A 23,350-nucleotide genomic window follows, 5' to 3' on the forward strand; every position below is an offset into this window, starting at 1 on the left:
TCTTGCCCCGCCTGCTGAGGGACAATCACCGGTTTCCCTGCTTCCGGGCCCAGCCCGGCTTCTTCCGGCCCGGCGAACGCACCCGGCGCTGTCCCTGACCATGCTCAAGTACCTGGCCGGCTATCCGGCAGCCCTGCAGGCCCAAGTGCGGCAGATGATCGATGCCGGTCGCCTGGGCGACTACCTGACGGCGCACTACACCCAGACGCACACGGTGCAGAGCGACCGTGCTCTGTTCGACTACACGCAGGCGCTCAAGCAGCGCCACCTGCGCAATGCTGCACCGCTGGACAAGGTCTGCTATGACAGCAAACTCAAGGTGATCCAGCACGCGCTGGGCACCCACACCCGCAGCACGCGGGTGCAGGGCAGCCAACTCAAGAGCCGGCGTGAGATCCGCATTGCCAGCCTCTTCCGCGAAGCGCCAGCCGACTTCCTGAAGATGATCGTGGTCCATGAGCTGGCCCATCTCAGGGAGCTGGAGCACAACAAGGCCTTCTACCAGCTGTGCCAGCACATGGAGCCGCGCTACGGGCAGTTGGAGCTGGATTTGCGCCTGTACCTGACCTGGCGCGAGCTGCCGGCCGCTGCCGCGCCGGCAGCACCGGCGGAGGCCGCCTCGTGATCCTGCTCGCGCCCATGGAAGGCCTGCTCGACCACATGCTGCGCGATGTGCTGACCCGCGTGGGCGGCATCGACCGCTGCGTCAGCGAGTTCATCCGCATCACCGACATGCTGCTGCCCCGGCGCGTGTTCACCCGCATCGTGCCCGAGCTGCTGGAAGGCGGGCGCACGCCGGCCGGTGTGCCGGTGCGCGCGCAGCTGTTGGGCTCCGACCCGGTCTGCATGGCCGAGAACGCCGCGCGGCTGGCGGAGCTGAATCCCGCCGGCATCGACCTCAACTTCGGCTGCCCCGCCAAATGTGTCAACCGCCACCGCGGCGGCGCAGTGCTGCTGGACGAGCCCGAGCTGATCGCCGAGATCGTCGGCGCCGTGCGGCGTGCCATCCCTGCGGACATGCCCCTGTCAGCCAAGATGCGCCTGGGCTTCATGGACCAGTCGCGCACCCTGGAATGCGCGCTGGCCATGGCCGAATCGGGCGCGCAGGAGCTGGTGATCCACGCCCGCACCAAGGCCGATGGCTACAAACCGCCCGCCTTCTGGGATCGCATCGCCCCGGTGCGCGAGGCCCTGGCGCCTTCGGTGGGCGTGGTGGCCAATGGCGAGATCTGGACCGTCGAGGATGCGCGACGCTGCCTGAAGGAATCTGGCTGCGATGCGCTGATGCTGGGCCGCGGCATGGTGGCCAACCCGGGGCTGGCGCTGGCCGTGCGCGATGCAGCCGGCGGCCAGGGCCTGGACTGGCAGGCCCTGCAGCCGCTGATGCTGCAGTTCTGGCGCCAGGTCCAGGCGCATGTGCAGCCCAAGCACCAGGCCGGCCGGCTCAAGCAGTGGTTGCACTACCTGCGCCGCCAGTACCCGGAAGCAGGCGAGGCCTACCAGCGAGTGCGCACCCTCAACGCGCCGGCCGAGCTGGAGCGTGCCTACTTCGCGATGACGGCCTGACTCGGGCGCGGCGCGCACGCCTGCCGCCCGGAATGCCGCGGCCCCAGTGCAAGTCCGGGGCCCCGGGCAGGGAGGCTCCGCGTAGCATCCCGCATGCTTCAAAAACCCCGTCTGCTCCTTTCCCTGCTGCCCGTGCTGGCCGCTTGCTGGTCGGCCTCGTCTGCGGTCGCACAGCAGGCCCCGGGTCCTGCGCTGACCCTGGAACGTATCCATGGCGATCCTCCGATGATGGGCCGCGCCGGCCTGGGCGGGGCGCTGTCGCCGGGTGGGCAGTGGCTGACTTATCTGCGGCCTTCCGAGGCGAATCCCGATGTCAACGAGCTGTGGGGCACGCCCGTGGCTGGTGGCGATGCGCGCCGGCTGGTGGCCGCCAGCGATCTGATCGGCCAGCGCGAGGCCGTGTTGACGGAGGCCGAGCGCATGGCCCTGGAGCGTCGCCGCCAGCGCGGCGCGGGCATTACCGGCTACCAGTGGTGCGGCAAGGACGATCGCCAGCTGATCCTGCCGCTGGCCGGTGATCTCTACAGCGTGGAGCTGGGGGAGGGCGGCCCCAGGGTGCGTCGCCTGACCCACGATGAACAGGAACCCGAGCGCGATCCGCAATGTGACACCGCCGGCCGGCAGATCGCCTATGTGAAGCAGAACGACCTCTGGATCCAGGGCCTGGACGGCAGCCTGGCACGCCGCCTCACCCGCACGGGCAGCGAAACGCGCTCGACCGGCCTGGCCGAGTTCATCGCTGCAGAGGAACTGCACCGCCACCGGGGCTTCTGGTGGTCGCCGGATGGCACGCGACTGCTGGCTATCGAGGTGGACGAATCCGGCGTGCCCCTGCGCCGCCGCGCGCAGATCGGCGGCGATGGCACGCGCCTGGTGGAGCAGCGCTACCCGGCCGCCGGCAGCCCCAATGCCAAGGTGCAGGCCCTGGTGCTGGACCTCTCAGGCAAGACCGAACCCCAGCGCCTGAAGCTGCCCGCTGAGGCCGAGTACATCGCCCGCGCCGGCTGGTTCGCTGATGGCAGCCCCTGGCTGCAGTGGATGACGCGCGACCAGAAGCAGCTGCAGCTGGTCGAATTCAATGCGCAGGCTCAGCCGCATGTGGTGCTGGATGAGCGTGATCCCGCCTGGGTGGAGGTCCACGATGACCTGCGCGAGGTGCCCGGGCTCAAACGCTCGGGCAAACCCGCCCTGCTATGGAGCAGCGAGCGCAGCGGGCGCCGCCAGTTGTGGCTCATCGACCGTGTCAGTGGCGCCGCGCAGGCCCTCACGCAGCAGCCCGAGCCGGTGGCGCAACTGGTGTGCCTGGGCGAGCAACACCTGGTCTTTACCGGTGCCTCCGAGCGTGGCCGCGGCCGCGAGCTGTTCCAGTCCGACTTCAAGGGCCATGTCCGCCAGCTCCAGCCCGGCGAGCCCCGCCGCTGGCGCGATGCACGCGGCGACGCGGCCTGCACCCAGCTTCTGATCACCCAATCCTCCTGGCAACAGGCTCCGCGCACCGAGTTGCTCAAGCTCGATGGCAAGTCAGCACCGCGCCTGATCGAGCAGGCCCGGCCGGACCCGCTGGTGCTGGACCTCGCCGCCAAGCTGCAGCCCCAGGTCCCCGTGCTGCTGGCGGCCGATGGCAAGACCCCGCTCAACGCCGTCTTCCTGCCGCCCACTCGGCCCAGCCTCAGCGGCAACTACCCCGTCGTGGTGCGGGCCTACGGCGGCCCGGGCACGGCCACGGTGAGCTGGCGCTGGCAGGGCGATCTGCCCACTCTCGCGCTCTACCAGCAGCAGGGCTTCGGCGTGCTGATGCTGGACACCCGCGGCATGGCCTTCCGCGACCGCGACTTCACCCGCGCCCATGCGCACGCTTTCGGCAAGATGGAAGTGGCCGACCTCTTCGGCGCCGTTCGCCAGCTGGTGCAGCAGTACCCCGCCGTGGATGCCAGCCGCGTCGGCTTCATGGGCTGGTCCTATGGCGGCTTTCTGGCCCTGCGTGCCCTGCTGGACGCTGACACGCCCTTTGCCGCAGCCATTGCCGGAGCCTCTCCCACCGACTGGACGCTCTACGACACCGCCTACACCGAGCGCTACCTCGGCCTGCCCGATGGCGGTCAGGCGCCTGCCTACCAGCAGGCCCTGCTGATCCCGCGCGCCGGGCTGCTGAGCAAACCGCTGATGATCATCCACGGCACCGCGGACGACAACGTGCTCTTCGACAACTCCCTGCGCATGATCCAGGCCCTGCAGAACGAAGGGAAGCTGTTCGAGACCGTCATCTACCCGGGCCATGCGCATGGCGTGGCCGGCCGCAAGGCGCGGTATCACTTGGCGCGCACCCAGCTGGACTTCTTCCAGCGGCATCTGCGGCCCTGAGCCGGAGCCCGTGATGGATGGGCACATGGATTGCCGGCCGTGAATTAATCATGTCAGTGCGTTTCCTAGTCCACCCATCGCGAGGATCCGACGTTGAATCGAGACCTTTGCACATGGTGGCCCCCGCGTTTGAGGCCTAGTCTTGGATCAAGCCCGCAGCAAAGATGAGGGCGTCGTTGGAGAAGATCATGAACATCTTGGATAGCACCGCCCCGCTGGCCGCGGGGCCGTTCGAGAGGACCTTCGAGCTGAGGTTCCAGTCCCTGTTCCACGCAGGCAAGGCCCTGGCCTTTCCTTGCGACGCACGGGGCGAGGTAAGCCTCGATGCCCTGAGCGAGCGGGCGCGGGAGAACTACCTCTTTGCCCGGGCCGTGGTGGGGCATGAGTATGCCGCTCCGGTGGTCACCAGCCGCGGCTGATTCCCAAGGCTGGCGTGCACGGCCTTGAGGCCGCTGGCTTCTGAGGCCCGGCCCGCAGCGGCTCCCCGCGCGCGCGTGGGCACCATGAAAAAGACCGCCCTCGGGCGGTCTTCGTTCTTGCAGGACGAGGCCCGTGCCTCGTGCCTCACTTCCCCCAGCCGTCGCGCAGGCCGGTGATCTTGTTGAACACCGGCTTGTCGACACGGTGGTCGACGCGGTCGGCCACGAAGTAGCCGTGGCGTTCGAACTGCACCTTGGTGTCGGCCAGGGCCGCGGCCAGCGAGGGTTCCAGGTAGCCCGTCACCACGCGCTTGCTGCCGGGGTTGATGACTTCCAGGAAGTCGCGGCCGCCGGCATCGGGCTGGGCCTCGGTGAAGAGGCGGTCGTAGAGGCGCAGCTCGGCCTGCACGGCCTCGTGCACGGCCACCCAGGTGATCACGCCCTTGACCTTGACGGCGTCGGCGCCGGGCGTGCCACTCTTGGTGTCGGGCACCAGGGTGGCGAGCACGGCGGTGATCTCACCGGCCTCGTTCTTCTCGCAGCCCGTGCACTCGATGACATAGCCTGCCTTCAGGCGGGCCTTGTTGCCCGGATAGAGGCGGTGGTAGCCCTTGCTCGGCACCTCCATGAAGTCCTCGCGTTCGATCCACAGCTCAGGACCCAGGCTGAAGGCGCGTTGGCCCAGTTCGGGCAGGTGCGGGTGGGCCGGAGCGCTGCAGGGCTCGCGATGCTCGAGGCTGCCGAAGATCTCGGCGAAGTTGGTGAGCTTGAGCTTGACCGGGTCGATCACGGCCATGGCGCGGGCGGCCTTGCCTTCGAGGTCGGCGCGCAGGCAGCCGTCCAGCACGCTGTAGTCGATCCAGGCGTTCTGCTTGGTCACACCGGTGGACTCCACCATCGCGCGGATGCTCTCGGGCGTGTAGCCGCGGCGGCGCATGCCCACGAGCGTCGGCATGCGGGGGTCGTCCCAGCCGGAGACATGGCCTTCCTCGACCAGCTGGCGCAGCTTGCGCTTGCTGGTGACCACATAGCTCAGGTTCAGCCGGCCGAACTCGTACTGGTGCGGCAGGGGGCGGGCCAGCAGGCCGCCTTGCGCCAGGTGCTCCAGCAGCCAGTCGTAGAAGGGGCGCTGGTCCTCGAACTCCAGGGTGCAGATGGAGTGCGTGATGCGCTCCAGCGCGTCCTCGATGGGGTGCGCGAAGGTGTACATCGGGTAGATGCACCACTTGTCGCCCGTGTTGTGGTGGGTGGCGCGGCGGATGCGGTACAGGGCCGGGTCGCGCATATTGATGTTGGGCGAGGCCATGTCGATCTTGGCGCGCAGCACCATGGCGCCATCCGGATGGACGCCATCGCGCATCTCGCGCAGGCGGGCCAGGTTCTCGGCCGGCGTGCGGTCGCGGAAGGGGCTGTTGGTGCCGGGCGTGCCGAAGTCGCCGCGCCTGGCGCGCATCTCCTCGGGCGTCTGCTCGTCCACATAGGCCAGGCCTTGCTCGACCAGATGCTCGGCGGCGCGGTACATGAAGTCGAAGTAGTTGCTGGCGTAGTAGAGGTTGCTGCGCTCGCCGTGCGGGGCCGGCGCCTGCCAGGACCAGCCCAGCCAGGCCACCATCTCCTTGATGGCGTCGACGTACTCCTGCTCTTCCTTCTCCGGGTTGGTGTCGTCAAAGCGCAGGTGGCATTCGCCGCCGTAGTCGCGGGCGAGGCCGAAGTTCAGGCAGATGCTCTTGGCGTGCCCGATGTGCAGGTAGCCGTTGGGCTCGGGCGGAAAGCGTGTGCGGACCCGGGCCGGGTCCAGGGGGCCGGCGGCATGGTGCGGAGCGTCACCGGGGCCGCTGCCGAAGCGGCGCTCGCCGCCGTAGCCCTGCTCCAGGTCGCGCTCGATGATGGCTCGCAGGAAGTTGTTGGGCTTGAGGGCCTCGGCGTCAGGGGCGTTCTTGGGCTCGGACATCGGCGTTTCAGAAGCCTGCGGATGGACCGCGGCTCCCTCGTTGGAATGGGAAGGGGCGGATTTTATCGGTGCCGCGGGCCGCTCACGCGCTCACAGGCCACGGAAGAGGTGCGCATAGAGCCGGCTGACCCCCAGTTTCTCGGGGTGCTCGCGCAGATGCAGGGTCAGCTTGCCCTGTTCATCGCGCACCGCGCGCTCGATGGCCGTGGCTCGCACCACGGTGCCACGGTGCACCTGCCAGAACAGCTCGGTGTCCAGCTGCGGCACCAGTTCCCGCAGCGAGAGGCGCATCAGGTGCTCCTTGCGGGCCGTGACCACGCGCACGTACTTGTCGGCCGCCTCGAAGAAGAGCACCTCCTCGATGGGCACCATCTGGATGCTGGAGCCCTGGCTCACCTGCAGCAGGCGCAGGCGCTGGGGGGCAGCCTGGGGGGTGGCCTGGGCGGCGGCGGGCCCGAGCAGCTGGCGCAGCTGGTCCAGCGTGGCGTCCAGCGTGGGCGGGGCCTGGCGCTGCGAGAGGGTCTGCTTCAGACGGGCGACCGTCTGTGCCAGGCGCTCCCGCTGCACGGGCTTGAGCACATAGTCCACCGCGGCATGCTCGAAAGCCTGCAGCGCGTACTGGTCGTAGGCGGTCACGAAGACCAGCAGGGGGAAGGGCGTGCCCTCCGGCCAGTCTTCAGCCAGGGCCGCGGCGGCCTCCAGACCGCTGAGGCCGGGCATGCGGATGTCCAGGAAGCACAGGCTGGGGCGCCGCGCCAGCGCCAGGTCCACCGCGGCCTGGCCGTGAGGCGCGATGGGCAGCAGCTCCAGCTCGGGCCACAGCTGCTGCAGCTCGGCCTTCAGGTGCTCGGCGAGCAGGGCTTCGTCTTCGGCGATCAGGGCGGTGAGGCTCATGGGGCGGCGGAGGTGGCTGGAGCCGTCATCAGGCGGCGGGGGATGTGGATCTCGATGCGGCAGCCGCCTTCCAGCGGGTAGCTCATGCTCAGGCCGGCGGCATCGCCGTAGCGGGCCTGCAGGCGGTCGCGGACCTGCTGCAGGCCGAAGCCGGTGCCCGCGGTATCGGCAGACGCGAACTCGCCGCGGCCGCTGTCGCTGACGATCAGCAGGCAGTCCTCTCCCTGCATCCGGGCCTGGACGCTCAGCGCGCCGCCCTCGATCTTGGGCTCCAGGCCGTGCTTGATGGCGTTCTCCACGAGGGGCTGCAGCAGCAGGGCGGGCAGCTGAAGGGAGGCCAGCTCCGCGGGCAGCTCGAAGCGCGCCTGCAGGCGATCGCCCATGCGCACCTGCATGAGGCTGAGGTAGTCCTGCAGCCGCGCGAACTCGCTCTGCAGCGCATGGCTGCCCACCCTGGATGCCTCCAGCGTGGCGCGCAGGAAGGCAATCAACTGGTCCAGCATGGCCTGGGCGCGGGCGGCATCCAGGCCGATCAGCACGCGCAGATTGGCCAGGGTGTTGAACAGCATGTGCGGCTCCAGCTGGGCCTGCAGCAGCAAGAGCTGGGTTTCGGCGGCCACGCGGCGGGCATGCTCGGCTTCGACCTGGGCGGCGGCCATGCGGCTGCGGGTGTAGAAGAAGGCCGTTGCGACCAGGGAGGCCACACCCGTCACCGTCAGCATGGCGGCAGCCTGGCTCCACTGGGCGGACCACAGGCTGCGAGTGCGCATGCCGGAGATCAGGTCGCCCAGCTGCTGTCCGATCGAGAAACCGCCCACCGACCCAAAAATGACGGCCACGGCCACCCAGGGCAGACCAGGCCATTCCTGCTCGGCGCCTTCCGGGCAAGGACGGCCCTTGCGCATCGCGTAGGCAATGCCGCGGAAACTCGCATCGATGAGGGCCCAACTGCTCATGCCGATGCACAGGGAGTAGAGGATGTTGTGCCGGAAGTCCCGCCAGCCGCTTACCCCGGCCAGCACCAGGCCGATCAGGATGCACCACAGAAAAGCTGCGGTGGCACCGTGGAACCATTGGCGCAGCCCTTGCCCGCGGGGCCAGAGGGTGCGGAAGGGGCGGGAGGCCTGGGTCATGGCGGGCGATTGTGCAGCAGTGCGTCAGGCGGCCCGGACGGTATGGGCCATCAGATTGCGGGCGCGGGCCAGGAAGAGCGAGCCCAGGGCGCCGTTGAGCGCGCTCACGCCCAGCACTACGCTGGCCTGCTGCGTCAGCGCCGGGCTCATGGCCAGGGTCATGCCCAGCAGGAACTTTGTTGCGAAGATGCCCATCATCACTGCCAGGGGCAGCCAGCTGCCGGGCACGAAGTAGGCGTCACGCGCAGCATCGTGGCGGGCGGGGCCGGGCCAGCCGCTGGCGAGGACCAGCTGTCGCGTGGCCCACAGCCCGCCCAGGAAGCCCAGCAGGGTCAGGGCTTGCCAGCCGAAGGTGCCCACCGTGCTCCAGGCGGAGAAGGCGAGAAAAGCCAGGGGCATGCGGCGCAGGCGCGCGGCGCTGACCCAGCGGTCGCGGGTCTGGCTCAGGCCCAGGGCCAGCAGGGCTGCCAGCAGGAACCAGACCCAGGTCGGGACATGGGCGAGGATCTGGGCGAGGGCGGTGCTGTTCATGGCGGGCTTCCGGTGTGAAGTGGCGATGGCCTCACTGTGCCGGGGCGGGCGGGCTGCCGTCTGCGGCTCTGCGATGGGACGCCTGGCCGCGTCGTGAAACGCGGGCAGGCGGCGTGAAGCGCCCAGACGTATCGGGAAGGGCGAGGGCGCTCAGCGCCGCCGGCTACCGCCGCCGCCCAGGATGCTGCCCAGCACGCCGCGCATGATCTCGCGGCCCAGGGAACTGCCCATGCTGCGCAAGGCGGACTTGGCGGCAGCCTCGGCCAGCCCTTCGCGGCGGCCGCCGCGGGGGCCGGTGGAGCCGAAGAGCACGTCCTTGAGGCCGTCCATCAGGCCATTGCCCTCGTCCGGTGCCGGTGCAGGGGCTGGCGTGGCGGGCCCACGCTGCAGGGCCTGGCGAGCCTCGGCTTCCAGCGAGCCACCGCCGTTGGGCGGCGGCGTGCCGGCTGGTGCTGCGGCCGCCGCGGGCGTGCCCTTGAGCCGCTCATAGGCGGATTCGCGGTCCAGCAGCTTCTCGTAGACCCCCGCCACCAGCGAGTTCTGCAGCAGGGCCTGGCGCTGCTCTGGCGTGATGGGGCCGATGCGGCTGCCCGGCGGCAGGATGAAGACGCGTTCGGTGATGCTGGGCCGGCCCTTCTCGTCCAGCAGGCTCACCAGGGCCTCGCCCACGCCCAGCTCGCTGATGGCGCTGGCGATGTCCAGCCCGGGCTTGGCGCGCATGGTCTCGGCCGCGGCCTTGACGGCCTTCTGGTCGCGCGGGGTGAAGGCGCGCAGGGCGTGCTGCACGCGGTTGCCCAACTGGCCCAGGACCGTGTCCGGGATGTCCAGCGGGTTCTGCGTCACGAAGTAGACGCCCACGCCCTTGGAGCGCACCAGGCGCACCACCAGCTCGATGCGCTCCACCAGCGCATCCGGCGCGTCCTTGAAGAGCAGGTGGGCCTCGTCGAAGAAGAAGACGAGCTTGGGCTTGTCCAGGTCGCCGACCTCGGGGAGCGTCTCGAAGAGTTCGGACAGCAGCCACAGCAGGAAGGTGGCGTAGAGCCGGGGCGCGGCCATGAGCTTGTCGGCCGCGAGGATGTTGATCACGCCCTTGCCAGCGTCCGTCTGCATGAAGTCGGCGATGTTGAGCATGGGCTCGCCGAAGAACTTGTCGCCGCCCTGGGCCTCGATCTGCAGCAGCCCGCGCTGGATGGCGCCGATGGAGGCGGCCGAGACATTGCCGTACTGCGTGGTGAACTCGCTGGCGTGCTCACCCACGTACTGCAGCATGGCGCGCAGGTCCTTGAGGTCCAGCAGCAGCAGGCCCTGGTCGTCGGCGATCTTGAAGACCAGCTGCAGCACGCCGGCCTGCGTCTCGTTGAGGGCCAGCATGCGGGCGATGAGCAGCGGGCCCATGTCCGAGATGGTGGCGCGCACCGGGTGGCCCTGCTCGCCGAAGACGTCCCACAGCGTGGTGGGGCAGGCCACGGGCTCGGGCGCCTCCAGCGCGCGCTCCTTGAGCACGGCCAGCAGCTTCTCCGAGGCCTGCCCGGGCTGGGAGATGCCGGTGAGGTCGCCCTTGATGTCGGCCATGAAGACAGGCACGCCTTGCCGGCTGAAGCACTCGGCCAGCTTCTGCAGGCTGATGGTCTTGCCGGTGCCGGTGGCGCCCGTGATCAGGCCGTGGCGGTTGGCCAGGGCGGGCAGGAGGTGGCACTCGATCTCGCCGTGGCGGGCGAGCAGGATGGGGTCGGCCATGCGGGGCTCCGGGGAAGAGGTGGTGGCGAAAGCTAAAATCGCAGTCTATCCAACACCATCACGGCTGGAGCGCACGGAATTCCACAGGGGAATCACGACAGGCGCCAAGCGGCCGACCCGGAGAACAAGACATATGGCTGGTCATAGCAAATGGGCCAATATTCAGCACCGCAAGGGCCGTCAGGACGAGAAGCGCGGCAAGGTCTGGACCCGTCTGACCCGTGAAATCATCGTGGCCGCCCGCTCCGGTGGCGGCGACATCGCGATGAACCCCCGCCTGCGCTTGGCCATCGAGAAGGCCAAGGCGGCCAACATGCCGGCCGACAACATCAAGCGAAATGTCGACAAGGCCACGGGCAACCTCGACGGCGTGACCTACGAGGAAATCCGCTACGAGGGCTACGGCATTGGCGGCGCGGCCATCATCGTGGACTGCATGACCGACAACCGCGTGCGTACCGTGGCCGAGGTCCGCCACGCCTTCAGCAAGCATGGCGGCAACCTGGGCACCGAAGGCTCGGTGGCCTTCCAGTTCAAGCACTGCGGCCAGCTGGTCTTCGCGCCCGGCACCTCGGAGGACAAGGTCATGGAAGTGGCTCTCGAGGCCGGCGCCGAGGACGTGATCAGCGGCGACGACGGCTCCATCGAGGTGCTGACCCCCCCCGGCGACTTCGAAGCCGTCAAGAACGCGCTGGAAGCCGCTGGCCTGAAGCCCGAGATCGCCGAGGTGACCATGCGAGCCGAGAACACCATCGAGCTCGCCGGCGACGACGCCGCCCGCATGCAGAAGCTGCTGGACGTGATCGAGGACCTGGACGACGTCCAGGAGGTCTATCACAACGCGAGCATCGAGCAATGAAAGTCCTCGTCCTCGGCAATGGCGGCCGCGAGCACGCCCTGGCCTGGAAGCTCTCGCAGAGCGAGCGCGTGAGCCAGGTCTATGTGGCGCCTGGCAATGGCGGCACGGCGCAGGATCCGCGTTTCAAGAACGTGGCCTTGAGCGATGTGAAGGCCCTGGCCGACTTCGCCCAGGCCGAGAAGATCGCCCTGACCGTGGTGGGCCCTGAGGCCTACCTGGCGGCCGGCGTGGTCGATGAATTCCGCTCACGCGGCCTGCGCATCTTCGGCGCCACCAAGGCCGCCGCGCAGTTGGAGTCCAGCAAGGCCTTCGCCAAGGACTTCATGAAGCGCCACGGTATCCCCACGGCCGCCTACGAGACCTTCAGCGACCCCGCCGCGGCCCATGCTTACGTCGACGCGCAGGGCGCGCCCATCGTGATCAAGGCGGACGGCCTGGCCGCCGGCAAGGGCGTGGTCGTGGCCATGAGCCTGCCCGAGGCGCACGAGGCCATCGACTGGATCCTTGAGGACAACAAGCTGGGCGTGGTGCACAACGAAGGCGGCGCGCGCGTCGTCATCGAGCAGTTCCTGCAGGGCGAGGAAGCCAGCTTCATCGTGCTGTGCGACGGCCGCAACGTCGTGCCCCTGGCCACCAGCCAGGACCACAAGCGCCTGCTCGACAAGGACGAAGGCCCCAACACCGGCGGCATGGGCGCCTACTCGCCCGCGCCGGTGGTGACGCCCAACGTCCACGCCAAGGCCATGCACGAGATCATCATGCCCACCATCCAGGGCATGGCGCGCGACGGCATCCCCTTTACCGGCTTCCTCTATGCCGGGCTGATGATCGACGCGCAGGGCCAGCCCCGCACCGTCGAGTTCAACACGCGCATGGGCGACCCGGAGACCCAGCCCATCATGATGCGGCTCAAGAGCGACCTCTTCGAGGTGCTGATGCACGCCACCGATGGCACCCTGGACCAGGTCGAGCTGCAATGGGACCGCCGTGTGGCGCTGGGCGTGGTGATGGCCGCCGAGGGCTATCCGCTGAACCCGCGAAAGGGCGACGTGATCAGCGGCTTGCCGGCTGAATCCGAGGACGCCATCGTCTTCCAGGCCGGCACGGTCGAGAAGGACGGGCAACTGCTCACCAATGGCGGGCGGGTGCTGTGCGTGACGGCCCTGGGTGAATCGGTGCGTACCGCGCAGCAGCGTGCCTACCAGGCCCTGCATGGCATCCAGTTTGCGGGCAAGCAGTTCCGCCAGGACATCGGCTATCGCGCCATCAAGCGCTGAGCTCCCTTTCATGAGCAGTTCCATACCCGTGTCCGCCTGCGTGCCCAGCGCCGTCGACGGTCAGCCCGGCATGCCCCGTGTCATCGAGGGCGGCAAGCGCCTGCGTCCCCCGGGCAGCCGCCTGGCGCGCGGGCTCTTGCGCCTCTTCGGCTGGCGACTGGAGTTCAGCGGCCTGCCCGCCCTGCAGGGAGTGATCATGGTCTACCCCCACACCTCCAACTGGGACTTCGTCATCGGCGTCCTGGCCAAGTGGGGGCTGGGCCTGGAGCTGAAGTTCTGGGGCAAGGATTCGCTGTTCAAGCTGCCCCTGTTCGGCACCTGGGTGCGCTGGATCGGTGGCATTGCCGTCGAGCGCTCCAGTGCCCATGGCGTGGTGGCGGACACTGTCGCGCAGGTCAGCGCGGCCAGGCAGCGCCAGCAGTCCTTCTGGCTTGCCCTGGCGCCCGAGGGTACGCGCTCACGGACCGACGGCTGGCGCTCTGGCGCCTACCATGTGGCGGTGCAGGCTGGTATTCCGGTGGGGCTGGCCTACTTCGACTTCGAACGCAAGGTGGTCAATCTCAGTCATTTCGTGCAGTTGTGCGGCCAGCCCGAGCGGGACTTCGCCCACTTCGCGCAATACCTGGCCCCCGTGAAGGGCAGGCGGCCGGAACTGGCCAGCCCGGTGACCCTGAAAGGTTCCAAGCGATGAACACACAGCTGGTGCGCGACTACCTGCTGGGTCTGCAGCAGCGCATCGTCAGCGGGCTGGAGCAACTCGACGGCCAGCCCTTCATCAGCGACGGCTGGCAGCGCGAGCCCGGCGGCCGGCTGGAGGGCGATGGTCTGACCCGTCTGATCGAGAACGGCGGCCTCTTCGAGCGCGGTGGCTGCAACTTCTCGCATGTGCGGGGTCGGGTCTTGCCCCCGTCCGCCACCCAGCACCGCCCAGAGCTGGCCGGCGCCCCCTTCGAGGCCATGGGCGTGTCCCTGGTCCTGCATCCGCACAATCCTTTCGTGCCCACCGTGCACATGAACGTGCGCATGTTCGCGGCCCTGCCGGCGGGCGCCGAGCCGGTGGTCTGGTTCGGCGGGGGCATGGACCTGACGCCCTACTACGGCTTCGAGCGCGACGCCCAGCACTTCCACCGCACCTGCCAGGCCGCGCTGGAGCCGCATGGCCTGCAGCACTACCCACGCTTCAAGCAGTGGTGCGACGACTATTTCTTCCTGAAGCATCGCAACGAGCCGCGCGGCATTGGCGGCATCTTCTTCGACGACTACGCCGAAGGCGGCTTCGATGCGGCCTTCGGCCTCATGCAGTCTGTGGGTGATGCCTTCCTGCCGGCCTACGCGCCCATCGTCGAGCGCCGTCAGGGCCTGGCCTATGGCGAACGCGAGCGCGACTTCCAGGCCTACCGCCGCGGCCGTTACGTGGAGTTCAACCTGGTCTTCGACCGGGGCACGCTTTTCGGCCTGCAGTCGGGTGGACGTACCGAGTCCATCCTGATGTCCATGCCGCCCCTGGTGAAGTGGCGCTATGACTGGCATCCGGAAGAGGGCACGCCCGAGGCGCGCCTTTACACCGACTTCCTGCGGCCCCGCGACTGGGCCGGCGAGAAAGCCACGCATCTATGGCTGTGAGCCCAGAAGTCGCCACGGGCACCGGCCTGGCCGGCCCCGTGGGGCTGTTCGGAGGCTCCTTCGACCCGCCGCATCTGGCACACCTGAGCCTGGCGCGCACCGCCCTGCGGCAGTTGGGCCTGGCCGAACTGCGCTGGCTGCCCGCGGGCCAGCCCTGGCAGAAGGCAGGGCGGCAACTGGCGGCGCCTGGGCACCGTCTGGCCATGGTGCAGGCCCTGGTGGCGGGGGAGCCGCGTTGTGTGGTCGACCCCACCGAGCTGGACCGCCCCGGGCCCAGCTACATGATCGATACCGTGGAGGCGCTGCAGTCGCGCTTTCCGGAGCGGCGCGAGTGGTTCCTGGTCATCGGCCAGGACCAGTACGCGGGCCTCGCCAGCTGGCATCGCTGGCAGGAGTTGTTGGAACGACTCACCCTGGCCGTCGCGGCCCGGGCGGGTCAGGCGGTGAGCGCGGCGCCCGAGGTGGCGGCGGTGGCTCACCGTGTGGTCCGGCTGGACATGCCGGCCCTGGAGATTTCCTCCACCCTCCTGCGCGAGCGCTGCTTGCGTGGCGAGGACATCACGCCCATGGTGGGCGACGGGGTTGCGCGCTATATTGCCCAGCACCGTCTTTACAGCGAGCACTGAATGGACATTCGTAAACTGCAGCGAGCCATCGTCGATGGTTTGGAAGACGTCAAGGCGCAAGACATCGTCGTGTTCAACACGGAGCACCTCTCGCCCCTGTTCGAGCGCGTGATCATCGCCTCTGGCACCAGCAACCGTCAGACCAAGGCCCTGGCGTCCAGCGTTCGTGAGACCGTCAAGGGGCGCGGCATGCAGGTGATGCGCACCGAGGGTGAGGACAACGGCGAGTGGATCATCGTGGACTGCGGCGCCGCCGTCGTGCACGTGATGCAGCCCGCCATCCGCGAGTACTACCACCTCGAGGAGATCTGGGGCGACAAGCCCGTCAAGCTCAAGGTGGCCAGCGGCGAGACCAAGCTGGTGAAGGCCTCGGAAGACGCCAGCGAGGAAAAGCCTGCGAAGAAGCCCGCCAGGAAGCCCGCCGCCAAGGCCGTCAGCGAAGAGACCGCCGGCATGAAGGCCGCGGTGAAGAAGCCGGCCGCCAAGAAGGCTGCCACCAAGTCGACGGCCACAAAGAAGGCCGCCACCAAGACCACCGGCACCAAGTCCGCTGCCACCAAGTCCGCTGCAGGCAAGGCCCCGGCCAAGCGCGGTAGCAGCACTGAGGTGAGCCCGCGCACCAAGGAGGCGGTGACGGTCAAGGTCGGCGTCAAGAAGCCGGCCGCCAAGAAGGCCGCGGTGAAGACCGCTGCCAAGCCGGCCGCCAAGCGTGCCCCGGCCAAGACAGCAGCCAAGTCCGCTGCCAAGCCAGCGGCCAAGCCAGCGGCCAAGAGGCCGGCTGCCAAGAAGGCTGCCAAGTAAGGCATGCGCCTCCTGCTGATGGCCGTGGGCCAGCGCCAGCCCGGCTGGGCGGACGCAGCCTACGAGGATTTCGCCAAGCGTTTCCCGCCGGAGCTGCGCCTGGAGCTCAAGGCCGTCAAGGCTGAGCCCCGGGGTGGCAAGAGCACCGAGCAGCTGATGGCCGCCGAAGGGCAGCGTCTGGAGGCGGCCCTGCCCAAGAGCGTGCGGCGCGTGGTGCTTGATGAGCGCGGTGACCGCATCACCACCAAGCAGCTGGCCGAACGCCTGGAGCGCTGGAAGGGCGATGGCCGCGACGTGGCCATCTTCATTGGCGGGCCGGACGGCCTGCATCCCGATCTCAAGGCGAAAGCCGATGAGATGCTGCGCCTCTCCGATCTCACGCTGCCGCATGCCTTCGTGCGCGTGCTGCTGGCCGAGGCCCTGTACCGGGCCTGGTCCGTGATGGAGGGCCATCCTTATCACCGCGAGTAAGGCCGGCATGGCTGGATTCATCTACCTGGCCTCGCAGAGCCCTCGCCGCCGGCAGTTGCTGGAGCAGATCGGCGTGCGGCACGAGCTGCTGCTGCCCGGCGCCGACGAGGACGCCGAGGCACTCGAAGCCGAACGCGAGGGTGAGAGCCCGGACGCCTACGTCCAGCGTGTGACCCTGGCCAAGCTGGACGCCGCCCTGGAGCGCCTGCAGCGCCGCGGCCTGCCCATGGCGCCGGTGCTGTGCTCGGACACCACGGTGGCCCTGGGCTCACGCATCTTGGGCAAACCTGCCGACGCGGCCGATGCCCTGGCCACCCTGCGCCTGCTCAGCGGCCAGGAGCACCGGGTGCTGACGGCCGTGGCGCTGGGCGAGGGCGTGCGACGCCTGCTGCGCCTGAATGTGTCGACGGTGCGCTTCGCCGTGGTCGACGACGAAGCATTGCGCCGCTATGCCGACAGCGGCGAGCCCATGGGCAAGGCAGGCGCCTATGCCATCCAGAGCCAGGCCGCCGCCTGGATTTCCCACATCAGCGGCAGCTATTCAGGCATCATGGGACTGCCTCTGTACGAGACGGCCCAGCTCCTCGCGGACTTCGGTTTCAAGGTCTGACGCGGCCGGGGCCTCTGAGGCCTGGCATGATGAGGGTCAGGTCTTGCGCCCGGGGCGATGGGCCGCCACCTCGAACGCTGGCGCCAACGGTGGGTTTCACCGTTGGCGCGAGCGCTGGAGCACAAGAAATGGAAGACATCCTCATCAACTGGTCCCCCCAGGAGACCCGGGTCGCCGTGGTCGAGAACGGGGCGGTGCAGGAGTTGCACGTCGAGCGCACTCTGGAGCGCGGCCTGGTCGGCAACGTCTACTCGGGCCGCGTGGCGCGTGTGCTGCCGGGCATGCAGTCCGCCTTCATCGACATTGGCCTGGAGCGCGCCGCCTTTCTGCATGTGGCTGACCTCCATATCGCCGGGCATACCGGTCGGGGCCACCATGCCGAAAATGGCACGCCCACGCCCATTGAGCGCCTGGTCTTCGAGGGGCAGGCCCTGACGGTGCAGGTAATCAAGGACCCCATCGGCACCAAGGGGGCGCGGCTGTCCACGCAGATCTCCATCGCCGGCCGCATGCTGGTGCATCTGCCGCAGGACGAGCACATCGGCATCTCGCAGAAGATCGGTTCCCCCGAGGCCCGCGAGCAGTTGCGCCAGCGCATGCAGACCCTGGTGGGCAAGGCGGAGGAGGGCGGCGGCGGCGGCTTCATTCTGCGCACCAATGCCGAGGATGCCAGCGACGAGGAGCTGGCATCCGACATCGCCTACCTGCGCAAGACCTGGGCGACCATCCGCGAGCGCAGCTTCCGCTCGCCGCCCGGCACTCTGCTGCACCAGGACCTGAGTCTGGTCGAGCGCGTGCTGCGAGACCTGGTGAGCGAACGCACCGGCTCCATCCGCATCGACTCCCGCATGCAGTACGAAGTGCTGCACGGCTTCGGCGAGACCTACATGCCTGCCGCCGTGGCCAAGCTTGAGCACTACCGCGGCGAGCGGCCCATCTTCGACCTCTACAACATTGACGGCGAGATCGACCGCGCGCTGGCGCGTCGCGTGGACCTGAAGTCCGGTGGCTACCTGATCATCGACCAGACCGAGGCGATGACCACCATCGACGTCAATACCGGCGGCTTCGTCGGGGCACGCAATTTTGACGACACCATCTTCAAGACCAATCTTGAAGCGGCCGGCGCCATCGCGCGCCAGCTGCGGCTGCGCAACCTGGGTGGCATCATCATCGTGGACTTCATCGACATGACCCGAGAGGAGCACCGTACTTCGGTGCTGTCGGAGTTCCGCAAGCAGCTGGCCAAGGACCGCACCAAGGTCACGGTGGGCGGATTCACGCAGCTGGGCCTGGTGGAGATGACCCGCAAGCGCACCCGCGAGTCCCTGGCCCGCATGCTCTGCGAACCTTGCCCGACCTGCGAGGGCCGGGGCCAGGTGAAGACGGCGCGCTCGGTCTGCTACGACATCATGCGCGAGATCCTGCGCGAGGCGCGGCAGTTCTCGCCCAAAGAGTTCCGCGTGGTGGCTGCGGCCAATGTGGTGGAGATGCTGTTGGACGAAGAAAGCCAGCACCTGGCCGGCCTCTCCGATTTCATCGGCAAGCCCATCTCCCTGACGGCCGAGCCCACCAACCAGACCGAGCACTACGACATCGTGTTGCTGTGATCACCGGCAGGGGCGGCGGCCTGCGGCACAATCAGCGGGCCGCCTGGCGGGCCACTTCGTGGCGCCCCGCGTGGGCGGCATGTCCTGATCCTGACTGACGACCTGCCGATGAACCGCACTCCCTCGCCTGCCCAGCCCCTGAGCAATCCCCTGCGCCGCAGCTTGCTGGTGTCTTCCGCGGCCGCTGCCGCCGGCACCTTCAGCCTCCCGGCCCTGGCGCAGTTCCGCGTCGAGATCTCGGGCGTGGGTGGCACCCAGCTGCCCATCGCCATTGCCGACTTCCGTGACGAGGCCATGGCCGGCCAGTCCGTGGCCGGCATCGTGCGCGCCGACCTGGAGCGCAGCGGCCAGTTCCGCATGATCGCCGCGCCGGGCGGCCTGTCCGAGACCATCAGCCCCAGTTTCAACGAATGGCGCGGCAAGCAGGCCGATGCCCTGGCCGCCGGCTCCGTGGCCCGCCTGGCCGATGGCCGACTGGACGTGCGCTACAAGCTCTGGGACGTGGTCCGTGGCCAGGACCAGGGCGGTGAGGCCCAGGCCGTGCATCCCGATGACGTGCGCCTGGCCGCCCACCGCATAGCAGACAGCATCTACCAGAAGCTCACCGGCGAGCGCGGCGTCTTCGCCACCCGCATGGCCTACGTCACCAAGACAGGCCCGCGCTACCAACTGCGCATCACCGACGCGGACGGCGAGGGCGGGCAGATCGCGCTTAACAGTCCTGAGCCCATCATTTCGCCCAGCTGGTCGCCGGAAGGTCGGGAGATCGCCTACGTGTCCTTCGAGACCCGCAAGGCCGTGGTCTGGCTGCAGGACCTCTCCACCGGCCGCCGCCGCGTGCTGGCGGACTTCCGCGGCTCCAACAGTGCTCCGGCCTTCTCGCCCGATGGGCAACGACTGGCCCTCACCCTGTCCCTGGCCGGGGGCTCGCAGCTCTTCACCATCAGCCGCAATGGCGGCGATCCCAGGCGCCTCAGCCAGACCCGCGCCATCGATACCGAGCCGGTCTACAGCCCCGACGGCGCGCAGATCTACTTCGTCAGCGACCGCGGTGGTGCGCCGCAGATCTACCGCATGCCCGCCAACGGCGGCGAGGCCGAGCGCGTCACATTCAGTGGCAGCTACAACATCAGCCCCGCCATCAGCCCGGATGGCAAGACCATGGCCTTCATCACCCGCGAGGGCGGCTCCACCTTCCGTCTGTGCGTGATGGACCTGGTGACGGGGCAGTCGCAGAAGATCACCGAGTCCAGCAATGACGAAAGCCCCAGCTTTGCGCCCAACGGCAAGCTGATCGTCTACGCCACCCGCGATGGCGGCCGGGACGTGCTCATGACCACCACGCTGGATGGCCGCATCAAGGCCAAGCTGGTGGCGACCACCGCCGATGTGCGTGAGCCCACCTGGGGGCCCTTCGGCCGCTGAGGCGTCTGAAAAACCGCCATTCATGCCCCGCCAGCAGCATTTGGTCCCATCTGAAAAGGGGCGGTGCCCGAAGTCATGGTGAACTTGAGTCAGAATATCGGCCGAGCCGGGTGAGTCGGCCTGCCGCATGCTGTCGGACCAAACCTGGGCCCAACTGCATTCGGACCCAACGTACGGACAATTGAGGATCCAAGGAGAGAAATGATGCAAATGCAAAAGTTGGCACTGCTGGTGCTCGTGGCTGCCGGTCTGGCCGCCTGCTCGTCGACCAAGCTGGAAGAGCCGGCCAAGGTGGAAGACAAGCCGGCACCGCCCGTGGTCGCCAAGCAGGACACGCCGCCGCCCGTCACCCCGGTCAAGACCGTTGACCTGGACGCCGAGCTGCTGGCAGCAGCCAACCAGAAGGGCCGCACCGTCTACTTCGACTTCGACAGCTTCGTCGTCAAGAGCGACTACACCCCCCTGATCGAAGCCCACGCCAAGCGCCTGAAGAACAACGCCAAGGTCCGCCTGAGCCTGGAAGGCCACGCTGACGAGCGCGGCGGTCGCGAATACAACCTGGCCCTGGGCCAGAAGCGTGCCGAGGCCGTGGCCCAGTCCATGAGCCTGCTGGGCGCAGGCGGCGCACAGGTCGAACCGGTGAGCTTCGGCAAGGAGCGTCCCGCTGCCGAAGGCCACAACGAAGAGGCCTGGGCCAAGAACCGTCGCGTCGAACTGAAGGACAAGTGAGATGCCGGCCTTGCGACCCCGTCTGAGTGCCCTGGCCCTGGTCTGCATGACCCTGGCCCTGAGCCAACCGGCCCGTGCCGGCCTGTTCGAGGATGACGAGGCCCGCAAGGCCATCCTGGATCTGCGGGCCAAGCTGCAGCAGGTGGAGGACGCCCAGCGTGCCCGCCTGGAGCAACTGGCCACACAGGCGCAGGACCAGCAGTCGGCGCAGAGCCGCAGCCTGCTGGACCTCAGCGCCCAGATTGAAGCCCTGCGCGCCGAGATTGCGAAGCTGCGCGGGCAGAACGAGCAGCTGGCACGAGACCTGGCCGAGACCCAGCGTCGCGTCAGCGATCAGGCCCAGAGCCTGGACTCCCGTCTCAAACCCCTGGAACCCCAGAAGGTCAGCCTGGACGGCAAGGAATTCAACGTCGAGCCCGAGGAGCGCCGCCAGTACGAGGCCGCCATCGGCGCCGTGCGCAAGGGCGATTTCGCCGAGGCCGTCGCCGGCTTCAACGCCTTCCTGAAGCGCTATCCCGCCAGCGGCTATGCCGACTCCGCCCGCTTCTGGCTGGGCAATGCCCAGTACGGCAAGCGCGACTACAAGGACGCCATCGCCAGCTTCAAGGCGCTGATCGTGGCCAATCCTGAGCACCCGCGTGCGGCTGAGGCCCTGTTGGCCCTGGCCAACTGCCAGATCGAGCTCAAGGACCTGAAGTCCGCCAAGCGCAGCCTGGAAGACCTGGTCAAGGCCTATCCTGGCACCGAAGCCGCGCAGGCCGCCAAGGAGCGGCTGAAGGCCCTCAAGTAAGGCAAGACCTGCCCCTCGCCACGCCAAACCCCGCCCGGGTCCTCAGCCGGCGGGGTTTTGCCTTTCCGATGTGCCACCATGAGCGACATGACCCCGCCTGTCCCTAGCGCCTTTGACCATGACAGCGAACGCCGCTTCGGCGGCCTGCGCCGCCTCTACGGCGAGCGCGACTACCAGCGCCTGCGCGGTGCCCGCTTCGCCGTGGTGGGCGTGGGCGGCGTGGGCTCCTGGGCGGTCGAGGCCCTGGCGCGCAGCGGCGTGGCCGAGCTGGTGCTGATCGACCTGGACCAGGTGGCCGAGTCCAATATCAATCGCCAGATCCAAGCCCTGGGCAGCACGCTAGGCATGGCCAAGATCGACGCGCTGCGCGAGCGCATCCAGGACATTCATCCCGACTGCCAAGTCCATGGCGTCGAGGAGTTCGTGGAGCCTGGCAACTGGCCGGCACTGCTGCAGGGGCGGACCATCGATGGCCTGATCGACGCCTGCGACCAGGTCCGTGCCAAGGCCGCGCTGGCTGCCTGGGCGCGGCAGACGGAGCATTGCTTCGTCACCGTGGGTGCTGCCGGTGGCAAGCGGGCCTCGCACCTGCTGGAGGTGCAAGACCTGGCCCTCACCACGCACGACCCGCTGCTGGCCAGCCTGCGCCAGCGCCTGCGTAAGGAGCATGGCCTGGCGCGCCAGGGCAAGATGGGCGTGCGCTGCGTGTTCTCGCGCGAGGCCGTGCAGCGGCCGGAGGCTGCCTGCGCGGTAGACGGGCAGGTCGATGGCAGCCTCAATTGCGCGGGCTACGGCTCCAGCGTCATGGTCACGGCTGCCTTTGGCATGGCGGCTGCAGCAGAGTTGGTGAAAGAATTTTTGCAAACCTCTTGCGAAGAAGGGAAACCTGCTTCTATAATCTGAGGCTCTGCTGATGAGTACAGCAGTCAAAGCAAAAAGCTCAAAGCAGCTGACTGCCAAGACAGCCGTAGCTCAAGAAGGCTCGGGTTGTTAGCTCAGTCGGTAGAGCAGCGGACTTTTAATCCGTTGGTCGCAGGTTCGAATCCTGCACAACCCACCAGTTTCGGTCGTTTTCGATCACGGGCTCTTAGCTCAGTTGGTAGAGCAGCGGACTCTTAATCCGTTGGTCGTAGGTTCGAATCCTACAGGGCCCACCAAGTTTTCTTGGTAGGCGTGATCGAAGGCGATAAGGGATTGGGCTCTTAGCTCAGTTGGTAGAGCAGCGGACTCTTAATCCGTTGGTCGTAGGTTCGAATCCTACAGGGCCCACCAAAACAGACAGGGACTCGTCGCAAGACGAGTCCCTGTTTGCGTTTGGGCTCGGCCATCGCTTCATGCGGACCTCTTGCTGACCTTTTGCGCAGTTTGAGCTGCGCTCGCGGCCTTGCTGCGACAGCCGCGTTGCCTGGATGTCTCATGATTCCTGGTGAATGGAATCGAGGTCGGTGTGCACGGCTGGGCGATGTGCGTGCGAGCCGCCATCCCCTGCGGTGAGCACGCCGTTCCTTGGTCATCCGGTCTGTTCTACGGGATGTTCAGCCTGACTGTTCCGGGGCAGTCGGCCTGCCTTCCTTGCGTCTGCTCAATCCAGCTGTCAACCCCCCCCCTCGTGGTGGCGGGGCAAGGCCTGTCGAAACGGCGGTAGGATGAACGCATGCTACGAACAAGACCATCCAAAACGATGGCTGGCGCGGGGACGGGGTGCCAGCATCAAACCAAGGCAAGAGCCGCCAGGCTGCATTCAGCAAGAAGCAGCTAGCGTCGGCCTGACGCCACTCCCAGCGCATTGCCCAACGCATGGCCCCGCCGCAATTCCGGGCTGGGGCGCGCACAAGCGCATGGCCTGAACCGTCCTCGCCCGCACCTCATGTGTGGGCGTTTGCGCTTGTGCGATCCGAACTGAATCACCGAATAAAAGTCTTTGAGGAGAGATCCTG

At 68.1% G+C, this 23,350-nt stretch carries 22 protein-coding genes and 3 tRNA genes; 20 read left to right on the plus strand and 5 right to left on the minus strand.

Annotation, left to right across the window (positions count from 1 at the left end):
• Positions 1-100: 100 nt before the first annotated feature.
• The 4 genes from ACS5PK_RS00475 (at position 101) to ACS5PK_RS00490 (ending at position 4,346) form a co-directional block, all read left to right on the plus strand.
• Entirely contained in the window at positions 101-625 is a 525-nt protein-coding gene (locus ACS5PK_RS00475) for a YgjP-like metallopeptidase domain-containing protein (protein WP_439438322.1), read from the plus strand.
• 14 nt (positions 626-639) lie between these two features.
• On the plus strand, positions 640-1,566 hold the full coding sequence (locus tag ACS5PK_RS00480) for a tRNA dihydrouridine synthase (protein WP_439438686.1): 927 nt from the start codon (positions 640-642) through the stop codon (positions 1,564-1,566).
• A gap of 93 nt (positions 1,567-1,659) precedes the next feature.
• On the plus strand, positions 1,660-3,927 hold the full coding sequence (locus ACS5PK_RS00485) for an alpha/beta fold hydrolase (protein ID WP_439438323.1): 2,268 nt from the start codon (positions 1,660-1,662) through the stop codon (positions 3,925-3,927).
• Positions 3,928-4,115: 188 nt separating this feature from the next.
• Positions 4,116-4,346 (plus strand): hypothetical protein, encoded by a 231-nt coding sequence (locus ACS5PK_RS00490; RefSeq protein WP_439438324.1) that lies wholly within the window; start codon positions 4,116-4,118, stop codon positions 4,344-4,346.
• 145 nt (positions 4,347-4,491) lie between these two features.
• Here ACS5PK_RS00490 and ACS5PK_RS00495 read toward each other — a convergent pair whose 3' ends face one another.
• The 5 genes from ACS5PK_RS00495 to ACS5PK_RS00515 form a co-directional block, all read right to left on the minus strand.
• Positions 4,492-6,297 carry a glutamine--tRNA ligase/YqeY domain fusion protein gene (locus tag ACS5PK_RS00495; RefSeq protein WP_439438325.1) on the minus strand — a complete coding sequence of 602 codons (1,806 nt, stop codon included), beginning with the start codon at positions 6,295-6,297 and terminating at the stop codon, positions 4,492-4,494.
• Between the two features lie 90 nt (positions 6,298-6,387).
• Entirely contained in the window at positions 6,388-7,191 is an 804-nt protein-coding gene (locus ACS5PK_RS00500; protein ID WP_439438326.1) for a LytR/AlgR family response regulator transcription factor, read from the minus strand.
• Positions 7,188-8,324: a sensor histidine kinase gene (locus ACS5PK_RS00505; protein ID WP_439438327.1), complete on the minus strand. Its 1,137-nt coding sequence runs from the start codon at positions 8,322-8,324 to the stop codon at positions 7,188-7,190. Before ACS5PK_RS00505 ends, ACS5PK_RS00500 begins: the two co-directional genes overlap by 4 nt.
• Before the next feature lie 24 nt (positions 8,325-8,348).
• Positions 8,349-8,855, minus strand: coding sequence for a DUF6622 family protein (locus ACS5PK_RS00510; protein ID WP_439438328.1), 507 nt, complete (start codon positions 8,853-8,855; stop codon positions 8,349-8,351).
• 150 nt (positions 8,856-9,005) lie between these two features.
• Positions 9,006-10,592 carry a helicase HerA-like domain-containing protein gene (locus ACS5PK_RS00515; protein WP_439438329.1) on the minus strand — a complete coding sequence of 529 codons (1,587 nt, stop codon included), beginning with the start codon at positions 10,590-10,592 and terminating at the stop codon, positions 9,006-9,008.
• Between the two features lie 133 nt (positions 10,593-10,725).
• Between ACS5PK_RS00515 and ACS5PK_RS00520 the strand changes: the two genes are divergently transcribed.
• From ACS5PK_RS00520 to ACS5PK_RS00595, 16 genes are all read left to right on the plus strand, one after another.
• Positions 10,726-11,451 (plus strand): YebC/PmpR family DNA-binding transcriptional regulator, encoded by a 726-nt coding sequence (locus tag ACS5PK_RS00520; RefSeq protein WP_439438330.1) that lies wholly within the window; start codon positions 10,726-10,728, stop codon positions 11,449-11,451.
• The gene (gene purD / locus ACS5PK_RS00525; RefSeq protein WP_439438331.1) at positions 11,448-12,728 is read left to right on the plus strand and encodes a phosphoribosylamine--glycine ligase; all 1,281 of its coding nucleotides are present in this window, start codon (positions 11,448-11,450) and stop codon (positions 12,726-12,728) included. Before ACS5PK_RS00520 ends, purD begins: the two co-directional genes overlap by 4 nt.
• 10 nt (positions 12,729-12,738) lie before the next feature.
• Positions 12,739-13,419: a 1-acyl-sn-glycerol-3-phosphate acyltransferase gene (locus ACS5PK_RS00530; RefSeq protein WP_439438332.1), complete on the plus strand. Its 681-nt coding sequence runs from the start codon at positions 12,739-12,741 to the stop codon at positions 13,417-13,419.
• On the plus strand, positions 13,416-14,351 hold the full coding sequence (gene hemF / locus ACS5PK_RS00535) for an oxygen-dependent coproporphyrinogen oxidase (RefSeq protein WP_439438333.1): 936 nt from the start codon (positions 13,416-13,418) through the stop codon (positions 14,349-14,351). Before ACS5PK_RS00530 ends, hemF begins: the two co-directional genes overlap by 4 nt.
• Positions 14,348-14,977, plus strand: coding sequence for a nicotinate (nicotinamide) nucleotide adenylyltransferase (gene nadD, locus ACS5PK_RS00540; protein WP_439438334.1), 630 nt, complete (start codon positions 14,348-14,350; stop codon positions 14,975-14,977). The genes hemF and nadD overlap by 4 nt, the downstream gene beginning before the upstream one ends.
• The gene (gene rsfS / locus ACS5PK_RS00545; RefSeq protein ID WP_439438335.1) at positions 14,978-15,778 is read left to right on the plus strand and encodes a ribosome silencing factor; all 801 of its coding nucleotides are present in this window, start codon (positions 14,978-14,980) and stop codon (positions 15,776-15,778) included. It begins immediately after the preceding gene.
• Positions 15,779-15,781: 3 nt separating this feature from the next.
• Positions 15,782-16,249, plus strand: coding sequence for a 23S rRNA (pseudouridine(1915)-N(3))-methyltransferase RlmH (gene rlmH / locus ACS5PK_RS00550; protein ID WP_439438336.1), 468 nt, complete (start codon positions 15,782-15,784; stop codon positions 16,247-16,249).
• A 7-nt stretch (positions 16,250-16,256) separates the two neighbouring features.
• Complete coding sequence (locus tag ACS5PK_RS00555; protein WP_439438337.1) at positions 16,257-16,859, plus strand: Maf family protein; 603 nt, start codon at positions 16,257-16,259, stop codon at positions 16,857-16,859.
• Positions 16,860-16,987: 128 nt separating this feature from the next.
• Positions 16,988-18,469 carry a ribonuclease G gene (gene rng, locus ACS5PK_RS00560; RefSeq protein WP_439438338.1) on the plus strand — a complete coding sequence of 494 codons (1,482 nt, stop codon included), beginning with the start codon at positions 16,988-16,990 and terminating at the stop codon, positions 18,467-18,469.
• A gap of 108 nt (positions 18,470-18,577) precedes the next feature.
• A complete protein-coding gene (gene tolB / locus ACS5PK_RS00565) occupies positions 18,578-19,894 on the plus strand; it encodes a Tol-Pal system beta propeller repeat protein TolB (protein ID WP_439438339.1) in 1,317 nt (438 codons plus the stop codon).
• Between the two features lie 201 nt (positions 19,895-20,095).
• Positions 20,096-20,623, plus strand: coding sequence for a peptidoglycan-associated lipoprotein Pal (gene pal, locus ACS5PK_RS00570; protein ID WP_439438340.1), 528 nt, complete (start codon positions 20,096-20,098; stop codon positions 20,621-20,623).
• Between the two features lies 1 nt (position 20,624).
• Positions 20,625-21,413 (plus strand): tol-pal system protein YbgF, encoded by a 789-nt coding sequence (gene ybgF / locus ACS5PK_RS00575; protein WP_439438341.1) that lies wholly within the window; start codon positions 20,625-20,627, stop codon positions 21,411-21,413.
• Positions 21,414-21,500: 87 nt separating this feature from the next.
• Entirely contained in the window at positions 21,501-22,316 is an 816-nt protein-coding gene (locus tag ACS5PK_RS00580) for a tRNA threonylcarbamoyladenosine dehydratase (RefSeq protein ID WP_439438687.1), read from the plus strand.
• An 81-nt stretch (positions 22,317-22,397) separates the two neighbouring features.
• A tRNA-Lys gene (locus tag ACS5PK_RS00585) sits at positions 22,398-22,473 on the plus strand.
• A gap of 21 nt (positions 22,474-22,494) precedes the next feature.
• A tRNA-Lys gene (locus ACS5PK_RS00590) sits at positions 22,495-22,570 on the plus strand.
• A 39-nt stretch (positions 22,571-22,609) separates the two neighbouring features.
• Positions 22,610-22,685, plus strand: a tRNA-Lys gene (locus ACS5PK_RS00595).
• Positions 22,686-23,350: the final 665 nt, after the last annotated feature.

Source organism: Roseateles sp. DB2, from assembly GCF_051857535.1.
GTDB lineage: Bacteria > Pseudomonadota > Gammaproteobacteria > Burkholderiales > Burkholderiaceae_C > Roseateles_B.

What these genes read in the sequence shown, in the direction of transcription:
- ACS5PK_RS00500 (WP_439438326.1), bottom strand. Translation starts at nt 7,191, where the DNA reads ATGAGCCTCACCGCCCTGATCGCCGAAGACGAAGCCCTGCTCGCCGAG.
- ACS5PK_RS00480 (WP_439438686.1), top strand. Translation starts at nt 640, where the DNA reads ATGGAAGGCCTGCTCGACCACATGCTGCGCGATGTGCTGACCCGCGTG.
- rng (WP_439438338.1), top strand. Translation starts at nt 16,988, where the DNA reads ATGGAAGACATCCTCATCAACTGGTCCCCCCAGGAGACCCGGGTCGCC.
- ACS5PK_RS00495 (WP_439438325.1), bottom strand. Translation starts at nt 6,297, where the DNA reads ATGTCCGAGCCCAAGAACGCCCCTGACGCCGAGGCCCTCAAGCCCAAC.
- rsfS (WP_439438335.1), top strand. Translation starts at nt 14,978, where the DNA reads ATGGACATTCGTAAACTGCAGCGAGCCATCGTCGATGGTTTGGAAGAC.
- ACS5PK_RS00580 (WP_439438687.1), top strand. Translation starts at nt 21,501, where the DNA reads ATGACCCCGCCTGTCCCTAGCGCCTTTGACCATGACAGCGAACGCCGC.
- tolB (WP_439438339.1), top strand. Translation starts at nt 18,578, where the DNA reads ATGAACCGCACTCCCTCGCCTGCCCAGCCCCTGAGCAATCCCCTGCGC.
- ACS5PK_RS00510 (WP_439438328.1), bottom strand. Translation starts at nt 8,855, where the DNA reads ATGAACAGCACCGCCCTCGCCCAGATCCTCGCCCATGTCCCGACCTGG.
- ACS5PK_RS00505 (WP_439438327.1), bottom strand. Translation starts at nt 8,324, where the DNA reads ATGACCCAGGCCTCCCGCCCCTTCCGCACCCTCTGGCCCCGCGGGCAA.
- ACS5PK_RS00520 (WP_439438330.1), top strand. Translation starts at nt 10,726, where the DNA reads ATGGCTGGTCATAGCAAATGGGCCAATATTCAGCACCGCAAGGGCCGT.
- pal (WP_439438340.1), top strand. Translation starts at nt 20,096, where the DNA reads ATGATGCAAATGCAAAAGTTGGCACTGCTGGTGCTCGTGGCTGCCGGT.
- ACS5PK_RS00475 (WP_439438322.1), top strand. Translation starts at nt 101, where the DNA reads ATGCTCAAGTACCTGGCCGGCTATCCGGCAGCCCTGCAGGCCCAAGTG.
- ACS5PK_RS00485 (WP_439438323.1), top strand. Translation starts at nt 1,660, where the DNA reads ATGCTTCAAAAACCCCGTCTGCTCCTTTCCCTGCTGCCCGTGCTGGCC.
- ACS5PK_RS00555 (WP_439438337.1), top strand. Translation starts at nt 16,257, where the DNA reads ATGGCTGGATTCATCTACCTGGCCTCGCAGAGCCCTCGCCGCCGGCAG.
- ACS5PK_RS00490 (WP_439438324.1), top strand. Translation starts at nt 4,116, where the DNA reads ATGAACATCTTGGATAGCACCGCCCCGCTGGCCGCGGGGCCGTTCGAG.
- ACS5PK_RS00515 (WP_439438329.1), bottom strand. Translation starts at nt 10,592, where the DNA reads ATGGCCGACCCCATCCTGCTCGCCCGCCACGGCGAGATCGAGTGCCAC.
- ybgF (WP_439438341.1), top strand. Translation starts at nt 20,625, where the DNA reads ATGCCGGCCTTGCGACCCCGTCTGAGTGCCCTGGCCCTGGTCTGCATG.
- purD (WP_439438331.1), top strand. Translation starts at nt 11,448, where the DNA reads ATGAAAGTCCTCGTCCTCGGCAATGGCGGCCGCGAGCACGCCCTGGCC.
- hemF (WP_439438333.1), top strand. Translation starts at nt 13,416, where the DNA reads ATGAACACACAGCTGGTGCGCGACTACCTGCTGGGTCTGCAGCAGCGC.
- ACS5PK_RS00530 (WP_439438332.1), top strand. Translation starts at nt 12,739, where the DNA reads ATGAGCAGTTCCATACCCGTGTCCGCCTGCGTGCCCAGCGCCGTCGAC.
- rlmH (WP_439438336.1), top strand. Translation starts at nt 15,782, where the DNA reads ATGCGCCTCCTGCTGATGGCCGTGGGCCAGCGCCAGCCCGGCTGGGCG.